The sequence below is a fragment of the Chryseobacterium sp. SN22 genome (assembly GCF_008329705.1).
Classification (GTDB): domain Bacteria; phylum Bacteroidota; class Bacteroidia; order Flavobacteriales; family Weeksellaceae; genus Chryseobacterium.
This window is the reverse complement of sequence record NZ_VTSX01000025.1, coordinates 1-15,062: the sequence shown is the minus strand read 5'-3', so window position 1 is coordinate 15,062 and position 15,062 is coordinate 1. Positions and strand designations below refer to the sequence as shown.

Annotated in this window: 13 protein-coding genes; 8 read left to right on the top strand and 5 right to left on the bottom strand. The window is 38.9% G+C overall.

Annotation, left to right across the window (positions count from 1 at the left end; translation table 11 throughout):
- Positions 1-144: 144 nt before the first annotated feature.
- Entirely contained in the window at positions 145-621 is a 477-nt protein-coding gene (locus FY557_RS16080) for a SixA phosphatase family protein (protein ID WP_149248266.1), read from the bottom strand.
- Positions 622-849: 228 nt separating this feature from the next.
- Here FY557_RS16080 and ruvX point away from each other — a divergent pair, with 228 nt between their 5' ends.
- The 8 genes from ruvX (at position 850) to FY557_RS16040 (ending at position 9,972) form a co-directional block, all read left to right on the top strand.
- Positions 850-1,266: a Holliday junction resolvase RuvX gene (gene ruvX / locus FY557_RS16075; protein ID WP_149248265.1), complete on the top strand. Its 417-nt coding sequence runs from the start codon at positions 850-852 to the stop codon at positions 1,264-1,266.
- Positions 1,263-1,835 carry a peptide deformylase gene (gene def / locus FY557_RS16070; protein ID WP_149248264.1) on the top strand — a complete coding sequence of 191 codons (573 nt, stop codon included), beginning with the start codon at positions 1,263-1,265 and terminating at the stop codon, positions 1,833-1,835. The genes ruvX and def overlap by 4 nt, the downstream gene beginning before the upstream one ends.
- 101 nt (positions 1,836-1,936) lie before the next feature.
- Positions 1,937-2,503, top strand: a complete 567-nt coding sequence (locus FY557_RS16065; RefSeq protein WP_149248263.1) for a DUF5606 domain-containing protein — start codon at positions 1,937-1,939, stop codon at positions 2,501-2,503.
- A gap of 892 nt (positions 2,504-3,395) precedes the next feature.
- The gene (locus tag FY557_RS16060; protein ID WP_149248262.1) at positions 3,396-3,965 is read left to right on the top strand and encodes a hypothetical protein; all 570 of its coding nucleotides are present in this window, start codon (positions 3,396-3,398) and stop codon (positions 3,963-3,965) included.
- A gap of 106 nt (positions 3,966-4,071) precedes the next feature.
- Positions 4,072-4,743 (top strand): hypothetical protein, encoded by a 672-nt coding sequence (locus FY557_RS16055; protein ID WP_149248261.1) that lies wholly within the window; start codon positions 4,072-4,074, stop codon positions 4,741-4,743.
- Between the two features lie 375 nt (positions 4,744-5,118).
- Complete coding sequence (locus tag FY557_RS16050) at positions 5,119-7,617, top strand: PIG-L family deacetylase (RefSeq protein ID WP_149248260.1); 2,499 nt, start codon at positions 5,119-5,121, stop codon at positions 7,615-7,617.
- 106 nt (positions 7,618-7,723) lie between these two features.
- Complete coding sequence (locus tag FY557_RS16045; protein WP_149248259.1) at positions 7,724-9,415, top strand: sodium:solute symporter; 1,692 nt, start codon at positions 7,724-7,726, stop codon at positions 9,413-9,415.
- Positions 9,416-9,453: 38 nt separating this feature from the next.
- Complete coding sequence (locus FY557_RS16040; protein ID WP_149248258.1) at positions 9,454-9,972, top strand: DUF2911 domain-containing protein; 519 nt, start codon at positions 9,454-9,456, stop codon at positions 9,970-9,972.
- Positions 9,973-10,095: 123 nt separating this feature from the next.
- On the opposite strand, the gene FY557_RS16035 is transcribed toward FY557_RS16040, so the two are convergent.
- From FY557_RS16035 to FY557_RS16020, 4 genes are read right to left on the bottom strand one after another with little or no spacing between them, the layout of a single operon-like run.
- Entirely contained in the window at positions 10,096-11,382 is a 1,287-nt protein-coding gene (locus FY557_RS16035) for a DNA methyltransferase (RefSeq protein WP_149248257.1), read from the bottom strand.
- Complete coding sequence (locus FY557_RS16030) at positions 11,382-12,440, bottom strand: hypothetical protein (protein ID WP_149248256.1); 1,059 nt, start codon at positions 12,438-12,440, stop codon at positions 11,382-11,384. Before FY557_RS16030 ends, FY557_RS16035 begins: the two co-directional genes overlap by 1 nt.
- Entirely contained in the window at positions 12,430-13,038 is a 609-nt protein-coding gene (locus FY557_RS16025) for a hypothetical protein (RefSeq protein WP_149248255.1), read from the bottom strand. Before FY557_RS16025 ends, FY557_RS16030 begins: the two co-directional genes overlap by 11 nt.
- On the bottom strand, positions 13,025-14,980 hold the full coding sequence (locus tag FY557_RS16020; protein WP_149248254.1) for an AAA family ATPase: 1,956 nt from the start codon (positions 14,978-14,980) through the stop codon (positions 13,025-13,027). Before FY557_RS16020 ends, FY557_RS16025 begins: the two co-directional genes overlap by 14 nt.
- Positions 14,981-15,062 lie beyond the last annotated feature (82 nt).

Sequence of the window (15,062 nt, the reverse complement as noted above, 5' to 3'; positions counted from 1 at the left end):
GGTCCGTTTTTTTGTTTCATCAGTTTACCAGAGGAAAAGTAACCAGAAGCTTGAAACAGTATTGTACGATCATTTTAATATTAAAGACTGTTATTGATATTGGTAGAGAAACTTCCGGCATCCAGCTCCCTGCCGGAATAAAGACTAAATTTTACCCGGTTCATAAAAGAACAGCAGCTTTTTGCGGGCTCCGTCGAATTCCGACCATGAATTGCAGTCGATTTCAAAGCCGGCCACTCCGCAGGTCGGGAAGTGGAAAATATCCTGGGAAATGGAATTGGCGAAATTGGAGATCCCGTTGTTGTGGGAGAAGAAAGCCACCGACTTATGGCCGTTGTCCAGATTGTAGATTACCGATTCGAAATTGCTTTCGGATGGATTATACAATTTCTCATTCGTAGCCATGTTGATGTGATAGGACTGGTTGAAGATTCTGCAGGTAGTCAGTGCACGAACCGCAGGGCTCGATACAAAATAATCGATCGTTACCTTATTGTCTTTCATGAATCTGGACATCTGCATGGCTTCTTCCAAACCCTTGTCTGCCAACGGTCTGTTGAAGTCGTCAGTTTCTTCCGGCCAGTCGCTTTTTGCATGTCTTACGAGAATGAGTTGCTTCATAATTTCGTTTTGAAAATTAAATTTATAAAAAAATTAGCGTAATAAAACATGATTTGCCAAAAAACGATGCAAATGCATAAAAATTCCCATTCAATCCCAATGCAGGCAGGCATTTCCTGTAGTGAGGAATTATACTGAAAGCAACGAAGGCCATTTGCACCCGCACGGAAAGTAATAAAAAACAGCATTTGGAATAAAATCATTAAAATTTACTAAATTTGCAAACCTATGGGACAGATCCTTGCAATTGATTACGGAAAGGCACGTTGTGGCATCGCTGCAACGGATGACATGCAGATTATTGCAAGCGGCCTGGATACGGTACAGACTTCATCCGTTATCGGGTTCCTGAAAAAATATTTCAGTGAAAACCGGGTTGATGAAGTGGTAATAGGTCTCCCTGTGGACCTGAAGGGGAATGTTTCCGAAGTGGAAAAGGATATTCTGAAATTCATAGAAATCTTTGAAAAAGAATTTCCGGCTGTAAAAGTTCACCGCTTCGATGAAAGGTTCACCTCCAAAATGGCTTCGTTTTTTATCTCCCAAAGCGGGAAAAGCAAAAAACAGAGACAGGAAAAAGGATTGATAGATAAAGTAAGTGCAACCATCATATTGCAGAATTTTTTAGAACAGAAAACAAGATGATTTTACCGATAAGAGCTTTTGGTGACCCGGTTTTAAGAAAAGTAGCGAAGGATATAGATAAGGATTATCCCGAGCTGCAGGAGTTGATAGGGAATATGTTCGACACGATGTACAGTGCCAACGGAATTGGCCTGGCTGCACCGCAGATCGGCCTGGACATCCGTCTCTTCGTGATCGACGTGAGCCCTCTGGCTGAAGATGAAGATTACGAGGACATCAAGGATGAGCTGGCAGAATTCAAAAAAGTATTTATCAACGCGCAGATTCTTGAAGAATCCGGGGAAGAGTGGAAATTCAATGAAGGGTGCCTTTCCATCCCCGACGTAAGGGAAGATGTAAAGCGGAAAGAAACCATCGTGATCGAATATTATGACGAAAATTTTGTAAAACATACAGAAACTTTTTCCGATATTAGAGCCCGCGTAATTCAGCATGAATATGATCATATCGAGGGAATTCTTTTTACCGACCACCTGAGTGCTTTAAAAAAGAAGCTGGTAAAAGGTAAACTGACCAAAATTACCCAGGGTGACGTAAGCATCGGTTACAAAATGAGATTCCCGAAGTAATCAGAATTAATAATAAAAACAAGAAATAAAAACGCAGAACGTTCTTACACGAAGCCCGTCGAAGTGCAGGAGCCGATTGCAGAATTACAAAAAATAAAATTATGCTGTTAGAAAAAATAATTTCAATCTCCGGAAAACCAGGACTTTTTAAATTAGTTTCCCAATTAAAAAACGGATTTATTATTGAAGATGTTACCACCAAGAAAAAAGTGAGCATCGGCAACTCAAGCCAGGTGAGCTTATTGGATAACATCGCCATGTTTACATTTGATAAAGAAGTTCCTTTGTTCGAAGTTTTTGAAAATATTGCTAAAAACTACGATTACAAAGAAGCGATTCATCATAAAGCAAATGATGCCGAGCTTAAGGAATTTATGACGGCTTCTCTTCCGGACTATGATACGGGAAGGGTATATGCTTCCGATATCAAGAAACTGGCGCAGTGGTACAACATTCTTCAGAAAGCAGGATATATTACGCCTGAGAGCTTCGTAAAGGCCGAGCCTGAAACTTTAGATGGTGAGCCGGCTCAGACAGAGGACCTGAATGTAGAGAAAGATGCCTCTAAAAAAGCAGCTCCGAAAGCGGAAAAGCCTGCCGCTCCGAAAGTAAAAGCTACTTCCGCAGCAAAAGCAGCTCCGAAAAGCACCCACAGAAAACAAGGATAATTCATTCATCTGGATTTAAAAATACAAGCCTCATCAGAAATGATGGGGTTTTTTGTTTGCTCTTAGAACAGGTACGTTTCACAGAGAAATTAGAGAGCCGGTATCATGGGGCCTGTAATTACTGAAATTATAAACATTTTATACTAAAGGGAATTTCTAAATTAGAATACATGAAATTTACAGCAGTTTTCACAGAAGCTCTGTTATTCTTATGAAACAACTTAAAATATGTATAGGTTTTGTTACCTTTTACTACTGTTTAGCTGCTCGGTTTCGGCGGAATTCTTCATTCAAAATCTTGTGTCCTCAAAGCAAACGGTAACAATTATTTTAGAAAAATGTATTAAATGATCATACCCGTCCCACACTTCAAGATTTCTATACCAATTTAATGATTCATGATTTTTACAATTGGCAAAGTACTGATTGAATTGTTGTAATAAACTGATGGGGTAGGTTTTGTATCTAATGTATCCATTGTTGCCAGAGTAAAAAAATACTGATGGCTTCAATTCTATGATCTATTCGTACACTAATTTTTTTGAGCGAATGAAGATATATGGATAATTAAAAATAAGATCAGGATTTTTTTCATTACTATTTCATTTCCTTTGATAAGTGACGCTTTAAAATATTTTGATTTTTTAAGTCGTACATTTCGATGTAATTACAATAAATACTTATGTAAAAAGACATTTCAGACAGCGATTCTATTACAGGAAAAATTACAATATGTAAAATATCCTTACAGTAAAAGATACCTGAATCTTAAAAATCAATCAAAATTAATTTTTAAATTAGTATCAAAATCGCTTTACAAAATAGATGCGTAAAGCCAAAACCCGGCAGCAATGCCGGAAAACACCAGACATCAATATTAAAATCAGTAAAAATGGTTAATTTAAGTGAATTTGAAGCAAACTTTAAAAATTTTGAAATTCCGGAAGAATTAATAGAGCTTGTGAATTTCCAGAACTCAACCGGAGATGATGAAAATTTTTCAGACAAATTTTATATCGGAAGAGATTATTCGGATAAAAGTGGGATAAAGGGCTACTCAGATGACGAAGAATTTACAAACTCGATCATTGAATTTGCGATGGCAGACGGAACCGGTTCAACTTATGCGTTCTGGCTAAGAGACAAAAATGAAAATTTAAGTGAAGCCCCGGTTTTAGTATTTGGAAGTGAGGGAGGAATCCATATTGTGGCGAAAAACATAAGGGAATTGCTGGAAATTTTAACCTTTGATGTGGAACCCGCTATCGGCTGGGACAAAATCTATTTTTACAAAGATGAAGATGATTATGAGCCTACCGAAAAAACAGAAGAATACAAAAAGTGGGTTTTGGAAAAATATGGCATTGAAGCTACAGAAGATCCGGACGGGATTGTGAAAAATGCTCAGGAAATCTATGAAGATGAATTTCAAAACTGGCTGAAAAAGTATTATAACGACTAACATGAGCTCTGTCTGCCAGCAAGGATTTGCCGAAATGTTTCAACCGGGCATGGTGTAAAATTCTGCTTGGATAGTGCAAAAATGCCAATAACAAATAAAAACGAATATGCCGATCAACCAACTGCCTCCGGACGGAGGGATGCTGTATAAGGAAACCGATATGGCCCAGCTTTTCCCTGAGCCGTTGAATGCCGTTACGGCGGTATTTTTTCTGGCCTTAGCCATTTTCTGGACGATTAAGCTGAACGGCCGTTTTAAAGAAAATCCTTTTTTAACCTACTGCCTGGCTTTATTATACATCGGGGCTATCGGCGGAACGGTTTACCATTCCTTCAGGCAGTGGCCGGTATTCATTATGATGGACTGGCTGCCCATCATGCTGCTCTGCCTGTCTGCAGGATTTTATTTTATCGCCCGGAGTACCCGGTGGTATTATGCTGCTCTGCTGGTCCTCATCTATGGGCTACTCATGTTTGCTTTGAGAAATTGGATCCTGGCCGGTCATCCTTCTCTTTTCATTAACGTCAATTACGCCATCATGGCTTCCTTTGTCCTTTTCTCCGTGTTGCGGTATCTGATGTATACCCATTGGAAAGCCGGAAAATGGGTGGGCTTTGCCCTATTGTCCTTTGTTCTGGCACTGACCTTCCGTATTGCCGACAAATGGGGATGGTTCAGTTTCGGGACCCACTTTTTATGGCACACGTTCGGGGCGGTCGCGGCTTTCTGTATGTTTCATTATATTTTTCTTACACGGGATAGTGTTAGGAAAACGTAGTTGGTTTATTTCTGCAGGTACAATTTTATCACTCAGCTGATAATCAGTATTATTTATTGTAAAAGCTTTAAACGCAAAGGTATAATGACTGCGCATAATCGAAGTGAGCAAAGGCAGATGAATCTGCTTCGCGAAGCAGCCGCACGCTTCGTCAGATCAGCCTGCTGATCCTTCTTTGCCTCCTCAAAACTTATGCGTCTGGAAAATCAAACTTTGCGTTAAAAATTAGGTTTTGGCTGAAGCCCGATGCTATTAATACCGGATAACGAAAAATCAGGATCTGGCGAACATGGATGATGATGAGATAATGAATTTTCTCTTTTCCTGCCGCAAAAAGAACGATTTAACTATATTTGCCCTGCAAAGCAAATTCACATGTTCAAAAAAGGAATCACTGTACTTCTCCTTAGTTTTTTAACGGCTTTTTGTCCGGCCCAACAGGTCCGGCCTTCCAGATCATCAGAGATTTACCGCGAACTCAAAACCCTGAAGCACCTGCCGAAAGTCCTGTACCTGGCGGCGCATCCGGATGATGAAAATACAGGCTTGCTTTCCTGGCTGGTCAATAACCAGAATCTGGAAACGGGCTATCTTTCTTTAACCAGAGGGGACGGCGGGCAGAACTTATTGGGGACCGAGCAGGGCGCTGCGTTGGGCCTGATCAGGACGCATGAGCTTTTAGAGGCAAGAAAATTAGACGGCGCCCAACAGTTTTTTACCCGGGCAATTGATTTCGGGTTTTCTAAAAATACCACCGATACCTTTAAACAGTGGGATGAAAACAGCATTACCGCGGATGTGGTCTGGGTCATCCGAAAATTCCGTCCGGAGGTGATCATCTGCCGTTTTCCTCCTACGGCTGCGGCGGGACACGGACAGCATGCGGCTTCGGCCGTGGTGGCGGAAAAAGCCTTTAAGCTGGCCGGTGATAAAAACGCTTTCCCGGATCAGCTGAAATATGTGAATGTATGGCAGCCCAAACGCTTATTGTGGAATACGTTCCGCTTCGGTTCGGTGAATACGACCGCTGAAAATCAACTGAAAGTGACGGTGGGGCAGTATGATCCGCAACTTGGAATGGGCTATGGCGAACTGGCCGGATTAAGCAGAAGTTTACACAAAAGCCAGGGCGCAGGAACCCAGTCGGTGGCCGGGATCAAAACCGAATATTTTTCCCATGTAGCCGGTGAACCTGCCAAAACAACCCTTTTTGATGGACTTGTTACGACCTGGACGTCAAAAGGAAACGCGGATATCGACCAATCTTTAGATAAAATCATTTCAGCTTTCAATTTCAACAATCCGGACCGTAGTTTGCCTGCTCTGTTGGCTTTACGAAAAAAGGTAATGGCACTAAAGGATGCAGAACTGAAAAAAGATAAAATCAAATCGCTGGACCAGATCATTCTGAGCTGTGCCGGGTTTATGGGAGAGGCGGTGACCAACCAATCGGAAGCCGTTGCCGGAGATCGGTATAATTTCAAATTAAACCTGATTTCAAGAGCGGAAAATCCGGTCGTTGTGGAAAATGTAAAATGGCTGAACCAGTCGGAAAGCCTAAACAGGAAACTGGCTAAAGATTCTTTAATCACCATTCAGCACGACATTCAGATTCCGGCTGATGCTGCGCTTACGGAACCGTACTGGCTGGCCAGACCGGCGGTGGACGCAGCTACTTTTTCTGTTCCGAATGATACGCTGGTCGGTTTGCCGGAGGCGGAATCCCCGTTGAATGTATTGCTGGATTTAAGAATCGGTGCGGAAAAATTTCAAGTGAAGCTTCCTTTATCGTTTAAGAAATTAGATCCGGTGCGCGGTGATGTGGTGGAAGCCCTCCGCATTGTTCCGGCCCTGGAACTGAAGTTCACCCAACCGCTTTACCTGGTGAAAGAAAATGAAGATTTACATTTAAGCTTAAATATTAAAGTCAATTCCAGCAAAACCTTCGGCAACGGTAAGCTAAACCTGATGTACAACGGGGAACGTTTAGGCGGCGCGGAGGTTAGTTCGCTCAACGGAAAAGATATGACTGTCGACTGTATTATTCCGAAAGCCAGGCTTACTTCAATACCATCCAACCGTTTGCAGCTGGATGCTGACTTTGTAGCAGATGGAATTACCTATAACAAAAAACAGGTACTGATCCAATATCCGCATCTGCCTTCCCTACAGTATTTTGCGCCCGCAACGGTCGCTGTCATGAAAGGCGATATCCGGACGACGGTTAAAAAAATAGGGTACATCCAGGGAGCAGGCGATTTTATTCCCGAGTTCCTGCGCATCGCCGGAATTCAGGTGGAGGTTCTGAAAGACGAAGATTTTTACGGCAACATCGATGCAGCGGGCGGCAGTCAGAACAAATTATCGCAGTACGATGCCATCGTTCTGGGAATCCGTGCCAACAATACGGAGAAGAAGCTGGGCCGCTGGATGCCTTTTTTATGGGCTTACGTAAAAGCCGGAGGAAACCTGGTGATGCAGTATAACACGAACCAGGACGCCACGGTGAGCCAGTTGGGCATGTACAAATTCAACATTGCCAATAAAAGGGTGACCGAAGAAAATGCTGCAGTAACATTTTTAAATCCCAACCATAAATTGCTGAACTTCCCGAATAAAATAACGGCCGATGATTTCAAAGGCTGGGTACAGGAGCGCGGGGCCTACTTCCCGGACCAATGGGATGCGGCTTACGAACCGCTTTTCGAAATGCACGATACCGGTGAAGAGCCTTTGCAGGGATCCACGCTGTATGCCAAGTATGGGAAAGGGAATTTTATTTACACCCCGCTGGCTTTTTTCAGGCAGCTGCCGGCAGGAAATGCCGGGGCGGCCCGTTTGTTCCTTAACTTTTTATCGGCACAGAAAAACTGATGGATCAGGATAAACAATTTAAGAACTGGAAGATCTGGTACCTGTTATTGGCCGTTGCGCTGATTGCCCAGATTCTATTTTATTACTTATTTACTAAATTCTGGGCATGAGCAGTATCGATTGGGCCGTTCTTATTTTTACCCTGGCTGCTGTAGTGGTGTACGGCGTATGGATCGGCCGCGGCCAGAAAAGCAACGAATCCTACCTGAAAGCCGACAGCAAAATGCCGTGGTACATCGTGCTGTTGGGGATTATGGCGACGCAGGCCAGTGCCATCACTTTCCTTTCGGCACCGGGGCAGGCGTATACCGACGGGATGCGCTTCGTCCAGTATTACTTCGGATTGCCTTTGGCGATGATCGTGATCTGCATCACCTTCATCCCGATTTTCCAGCGCCTGAATGTCTACACGGCTTATGAATACCTGGAAAACCGTTTCAATAAAAAAACAAGGGTGCTCACCTCGCTGCTGTTTCTTTTTTCCAGGGGCTTATCCACGGGAATCAGCATTTATGCGCCGAGCATCATCCTGTCCAGCATGCTGAACTGGAATATTTACCTGACCAATGTTTTAACGGGCGGCATCCTGCTGATTTATACCTACGTCGGCGGAGCCAAAGCGATTGCCCACACCCAAAAACTGCAGTTCCTGATTATCCTGGGAACCATGGCTTTTGCCGGGTATCTGCTGATTCAGGATATGCCGGGCGGCATCGGTTTTAAGGATGCGCTCTATTTGGCGGGGAAATCCGGAAAGCTCAATGTCATCACCACGGAATTCGACTGGAAAGACAAGTACAACATCTGGAGCGGACTGATCGGCGGGTTTTTCCTGGCGCTTTCGTACTTCGGGACGGACCAGAGCCAGGTCGGAAGGTATATTACCGCGAAAGACAACACCAACGCCAAAATGGGCCTGCTGCTGAACGGGCTGGTGAAGATCCCGATGCAGTTTGCCATTCTCCTGATCGGGGCTTTGCTTTTCGCCTTCTTTTCCCTGAAACCGGCTCCGGTGTATTTCAACGAACGTTCTTACCAGAACCTGAAGGACACCCAGCCTCAACAGGCGTCGGCGTTTGAAAAGGAACACCGGGATTTACAGGCAAAATTCAATGCAGAATCGAAAGAGATTTTAAAGCTGAAAGAAGCCAACTCTCCACAGCTTACAAAAACGATTGAGGATTTCAAAGATACCCAGACCCGGGTAAAAGCGCTTCACGGCAGGGTAGAGGAGGCCATCAACCAGTCAAACTCCAATGCGGAAAAAACCGATACCAATTATATTTTCCTGTATTTCGTAAAGAATACCCTGCCGATCGGGATGATCGGTCTTCTGTTTGCCGTCATTTTCCTGGCCAGCTGGGGCTCCATTTCGGCCGCGCTGAATTCCCTGGCCGCCTGTTCCCTAAAAGACGTTCATCTGATCTTCAGCAAAGAAACGCCTGATGCGCAGACCGAACTGAAGTACAGCCGTCTGCATACCTTAGCGTGGGGGATTTTCTCCATCGGCATCGCGATGTTTGCCACGCAGATGGGTTCCCTCATCGAAGCGGTGAATGTCCTGGGCTCCCTGTTCTACGGCCCGATCCTGGGGATTTTCCTGGTCGCTTTTTACTTTAAAAAGATCAACGGCGCCAATGTATTTGTTTCGGCCATCTTATCGGAAATAGCGGTGATTGCCATCTACCAGTTCGATATCGTTTCCTTCCTTTGGCTGAACGTCATCGGGGCAGCGGCGGTCATCCTATTTTCTGCCGTCGGGTTATTGTTTTATAAGCCGAAAGCAGTACATTCGTAAACGATTAACAAAATAACAAACAAGTAAATAAAAATAGTATGAAATCCATCCTAAAATCGGCGACCGTTCTTGTGGCGGCCATGACGATCTCTGTAAATGCCTTCGCGCAGGAAACCAAAAAACCGGCCAGTCCACCGATGACGGCGACGGGAAAAATCAAAGATGCCAATATCACCATCGCTTACAGCAGCCCATCTGTGAAAGACCGTAAAGTCTGGGGTGATCTGGTGCCTTACGACAAAGTTTGGCGTGCCGGTGCAAACGAAGCCACGACTTTTGAAACGGATAAAGACGTTACCGTTCAGGGTAAAAAACTCCCGGCCGGGAAATACAGCTTCTTCCTGATCCCTAAAGCCAGCGGAACCTGGACCGCCGTTTTCAACAAAGAGCCAAAACAATGGGGCGCCTACAAATACGAAGAATCCAAAGACGCCTTACGTGTAGACGTAAAAACAAAAGCGTTACCGGCAAAACAGGAAGCTTTGGTCTACAAAATCAACAAAAACGGTTTCACCATGGATTGGGATAAAATCTCCGTTCCTGTGGAGGTGAAGTAAGTTTGAATTTTAAAAGTTAAATCCCGGTTTGGCCGGGATTTTTTTTGGTTGACATTTAGCTATTTAGTTTAAACATTTGCTGCGAAATCTATGAAATTAGACGATTTTGAAGATTTATATTTACTAAGATTTTAAACTATTTTTTGCTCTATTAGAACTAAAAATAATAACACTCTCTCTTAAATGAGTTATATCTGGGCTATGTTTTGTTTTTCTTCTTTTAATCTCACGTAAGACACTTATTTCTCTCAAAAACCATCCTGCTTTTGTTCCTATATCACCTATAATTAAATCAACTGGAATTTCTTTATTTGCATAGGCAGAATTTGAGACTACAAGCCATATTTGAGCATCAGTATCTGCTCGTTTTTTTAGTAAACATAAAATATTAAACATATCCTCAAAATATGCTTGGACCATTATAGGAATAGATTTATGCATTAAAGAATCTTGATTCTTTATAATATGATTAATTGTTTCAGTATATAATAATCCAAAATCCGTTACTTGAGGTAAAGCCCATTTTGCCTGAATATGAGATCTAACTGTCTGTAGTCTTAAATCATATAATTCTTTTGGAGAATTGACAAATTTTCCTAAGAAAAGTTCTGGTCTATAAATATCTGTATAATCAAATGTATTTAAGTATGGTGGTGAAGTTATACAAAGTTTAAATTTTTTAAAATCATGGGATTTTTCAAGTATTGTTCTACAATCACCATTAAGTATTTTAGGCTTTTTATCTATGACTGTTGTTTCTATATCATTTGAAAGACGATCTAAATTTTCTTCAAAAGACTTTAAAAAGGAATTTTCATCGAAATTTTTCTGTTCCCAATTTGGTCGATATCGTAAACACTTACCATCTTTCCTAGCATTGCAGTTAGTCATTGCAGATGATAGAAGTGAAAGTTTATATAATGATTTAAGACCAGGATTAGAAATTTGATTAACTGCTACCTGCCAACCACCCTCAAATGCTGATAAAACATTATTATTAAAAAGCCATTTTTTATTTGTTAAAGTTTGTGAAAATGTAGAAAAACCTACTAAATTAGATTTAAATCCAGTTTTTATTCCTCCGACTACATCTTCTTTATGTCTTTCTAAATTTGATACAGTAGTATTTTCGTTTTTAACCTGGGATAAGAATGCTGTAAAAGGATTAACTTCAATTCCTAATGAATTGTAGCCATTTATGCTCGCAGTTAAACTTGTGGTTCCACTTCCATTAAAAGGATCAATTATTAAATCATCCTTTTTAATATCTCCTGATTCTATAGCTTTTTCTACTAAAAATGGAGAAAAGCCTTCTTTATAATAATACCATCTATGTCTTGGTAAATCTACTGTATTTTCGGCATTTGAGTAACCTAAATTCCTTAAGTTTGATGTTTGATTAATTGACATTAATTAATATATTTGGGTTCCATGAAGAATCTAAAAGGACTTGCAAAATCTGATCTCACTATATGATACTGAGGATTATAAACGATTTCTTTATTTAAGTATCTCATTGCATCATTATTTTTCAGGACAATTGTATTTGTATTACACTTTGCCCGTCTTGCATCAAATATAACAAGATACCCTTTAGAAACATATGTCGGAGCTTGACGAATATTTTCATCGAGATAATTTGCTAATTGTGATGCGCCAGATAAAGCCCTTGCTTCAGTATATATTTGTGTAAACTGTTTTTTTCTTGTTTTTAGTGATTTACCTAACCATTTTATTTCAATAAGTGCTAATCTATTGACCAATGCCCACGTAATTTTTATGTCAACTGGATGCGAACGGTCTACTACTTGTTCTGGACGAGCTTCTGTATTACGCAAACTAATTTTAAGGTATTGAGTCAATGAATCTCTTAGTTTATGTTCCGGTGCCTTTTTAAAAAATATTTGATTTTCGTCAAACCAAACATTTTTTAGGATTTCGCAATCTGAATACCTAGCAATCTTCGATTTATAATAATCAAGTGCTTCTTCTAATTTCTTAAAAGTTTGTATAGCGAAATAGCTATCAGCACCTGGAACTGGAATTAATTTTTTAAAGTCATTTTTACCATATATTTTTTCACTTTCATTATGGTTTTCAAAAGTATAAATGATTCCGTTCTGTCTGACTGTATTTATATCTATTTCAAAATCAATAGCAAAATCAATAGATCCATTTCCTTTAACTTCTAAAATTATTTTTTCTCCTCGCAATGTAGCTAAGTTTTCTATCGCATAAATAGTTGTTGATAAAGCGCTTAGATTAGAAAGATGATTAGATTCATCTAAAGATAAATATATTGTTACATTTTTAAAACTATTATAATTTAGATACTTATATATATTTGAAATAGAATCCGTGAGAAAAATAAGATCATCCTCTGAGTCATAATCATCTAGAATCATTGTTGCAAACTGTGATTTTGCAATTTTTTTAAAAAAATCAATTTGTGTTTGATCAGTTATCATGGTTCAAAAGTGTATGATTTGTATTCAATGATTCGATCCAAACGACAGCAGGACCAATTAAACTTCTGTATTGTCCATCTAATGCACTTTTCAATGATGCAAATTGAATATATAACGCTTTAGTAGCAGGGTTGGCATCTTCAAGTAAATTTTTATTTATGTGGGAGTTTCGTGCCGATGATACTACTGGTTCATTAATTAAGGCTTCCTTAATAACACCATGCGGTAAAATTGATAAACTTTTACATGATGTCTCTAAATATACGCATCGCCAACTTAATTGTTTTTGTGTTCTGAAAAAATTTAAATTTTTTAGTCCCTTCTCTGTTATTTTAAAAAAATCTTTTTCTGTTTCTACTATAGATGCATTTGATAGTAATAAGGTCATAGAAGAATCAATATCTGCACTATAAGGGCTACCTAAATCACTTTTTATAAACTGACAGTTCCAGTCAAAAACAGTATGGCCATCATACAAAGAAAGCAGGCAACTTAAATATGCGAAAAATTGGATTTCCGAACGAGAAAAATCACCAATTTTCGCTTGAAGTTTGCTTGCCAACAGTAAAGTATCTAATATTGACTCAGGCTTGCTCATCTATTCCACTTAGTTTTGTTTCGATATATGTATATGCTTTTTCAATTCGTTCACTTTCTTTTTGCTGTACATCGGAAAGAAGTGTCCAATTAGTCATACGCTCTAATTTCATTTTTTCATTCTTACATATAGATGCTAATTCTATTAAAAGCTGGGAACTATTTATGTTAGCTGTCATAATAATTCTATGACTCTTCCGAGCAAAATCTGCTAACATTTTACCAGCTCTACTTTCATAAGCTATATCTAAAGAACCCTCAGGAGTATCAATCAAAAGAGTTGCAGATTGTGTACTAAGATCAATTAAAGCCATTCTTAGAGCTATATCTATAAAGTATCTTTGACTTTCTGATAATTGAAATGCATCTTTTCTTTTCGAATTTTGAATATGCAGAGATAAATTAGCACCTTTCACTGATGTTGAAAGCTCAATGCTAATTTCTAATCCTAAAAAGCTTTTCGCATAATCATTAAATATGGGGATAAAATCAGATTCAGCACTGACATATCCTTGATTCAAAACTTTTTCTAATTTATGAAGTTCCTCTTTAACAATACTACGTTTATTTGCACTATCTTCCTTTTGAGCTGAATATCTTAAAATTTGATCTTCATAACTCTTGATCAAGCTTGAATAATTATTTTCTTGTTTAAACTTATGAATTCTACGAAGTACCTCTTCATTTTCTTTTTCTATTTCGAAGATTTTATTGTTTAAGTTTTTTTGATCTAATAATAATAACTCATATTCCTGCAATAGCCTATCTTTTCTTGACTGAAAATTTGATATTTGATGGCCTAAGTCCGAAAGTTTGTTATCCAAATTTGTTAGTTGTATGAAATAGCTATCGCTTTCCTTTTCTTGCTCTTCTTTTTTCTGTTTTTCAATAATGTTAACTAACAACGTAATTAAATCGTCATATGAATTGGCAGAGTAAATTCTTAATTTTAAATCGTTGAGTATTTTTATAACCTCTTCATTTCTTTCAATTGGCGTGTCCTCTTTAAGTGATTTATTAAAGATACTTTCATATTCACTTCTTAGAGCTGAAGACTTTAAAGAATAATCTGCTATATGAAGATCACAGTCTTTCAAATCAATATTTTTTTTGTCAATTTTAATATTAATTTCTTCAGTTTTTTCTAATAATAGTTTATGTTGCTCATACAGTTCAATATTTGCACTATCATCTAATGTATTTGCATTGACAGTCTTTATTATACCATTTAGTTCATTACGCGTTTTTGTAATTTGCCATTGTAAGTTTCGAAAATCTGAATCGTGTTTATTGTAATCTTTTCGATACTTATCAGCAAGTTTAGCTTTATCAGCATCGACTCCAAAGAATAAGTATAGAACTCTTTCCATAACGCTTTCATCCCAAAATAGCAATTGATGAGTTTCATCAAAAGTAAAAACAAATGACTGTAGAAATACAAATTGATCAAAATGAGAAAGTTTTACATCTTTAGTAAATGTGGTCTTATATAAGTCATTTAATTCTGAGTTATTTAATTCACTTGAAGTGTTTAGTTGATCGCTTGAATTAGAACGAGAAAAAAAACGTAATTCGTCGGGTTCAAAGAAACCTCGAGTAATAACATATTTTATATCATCTAGAGAAAACTCAATTGTTATTTCTGCTAATTCATAATCATCTTCACTTACCCTACCATCAAAATATGTTGAAGCAAACCCTTTACTTTGATTATAAAATTTTGTAATTTCATTATACCAAGTAAACCGTCTTTCTGGATTTTTAACAATTCCAGTAAGTCCAAAATTGATTATAGTAATAAAGGTTGATTTACCAAGTCCATTAGCTCCAGCAAGACAGAAAACGTCTTTTGTTAAGTCTATGTCCAAAAAGTCCACTCTCTTATATAGACTAAAATGACTAATCCGGACTTTTTCAATAGTAGGAAAAATAAATCGTTTCACGGTCTAGTTTTTCGTGTTAATGTAAATATAAATTTATAAATATACTAAATTAAAGTTATTTAGCGCAAGATAATATATTTTT

Bases quoted from the DNA above. Each gene is read 5' to 3' on its own strand.
- FY557_RS16025 (WP_149248255.1), bottom strand. From the start codon at position 13,038: ATGAGCAAGCCTGAGTCAATATTAGATACTTTACTGTTGGCAAGCAAA.
- FY557_RS16060 (WP_149248262.1), top strand. From the start codon at position 3,396: ATGGTTAATTTAAGTGAATTTGAAGCAAACTTTAAAAATTTTGAAATT.
- FY557_RS16055 (WP_149248261.1), top strand. From the start codon at position 4,072: ATGCCGATCAACCAACTGCCTCCGGACGGAGGGATGCTGTATAAGGAA.
- ruvX (WP_149248265.1), top strand. From the start codon at position 850: ATGGGACAGATCCTTGCAATTGATTACGGAAAGGCACGTTGTGGCATC.
- FY557_RS16080 (WP_149248266.1), bottom strand. From the start codon at position 621: ATGAAGCAACTCATTCTCGTAAGACATGCAAAAAGCGACTGGCCGGAA.
- FY557_RS16035 (WP_149248257.1), bottom strand. From the start codon at position 11,382: ATGTCAATTAATCAAACATCAAACTTAAGGAATTTAGGTTACTCAAAT.
- def (WP_149248264.1), top strand. From the start codon at position 1,263: ATGATTTTACCGATAAGAGCTTTTGGTGACCCGGTTTTAAGAAAAGTA.
- FY557_RS16050 (WP_149248260.1), top strand. From the start codon at position 5,119: ATGTTCAAAAAAGGAATCACTGTACTTCTCCTTAGTTTTTTAACGGCT.
- FY557_RS16045 (WP_149248259.1), top strand. From the start codon at position 7,724: ATGAGCAGTATCGATTGGGCCGTTCTTATTTTTACCCTGGCTGCTGTA.
- FY557_RS16030 (WP_149248256.1), bottom strand. From the start codon at position 12,440: ATGATAACTGATCAAACACAAATTGATTTTTTTAAAAAAATTGCAAAA.
- FY557_RS16065 (WP_149248263.1), top strand. From the start codon at position 1,937: ATGCTGTTAGAAAAAATAATTTCAATCTCCGGAAAACCAGGACTTTTT.
- FY557_RS16040 (WP_149248258.1), top strand. From the start codon at position 9,454: ATGAAATCCATCCTAAAATCGGCGACCGTTCTTGTGGCGGCCATGACG.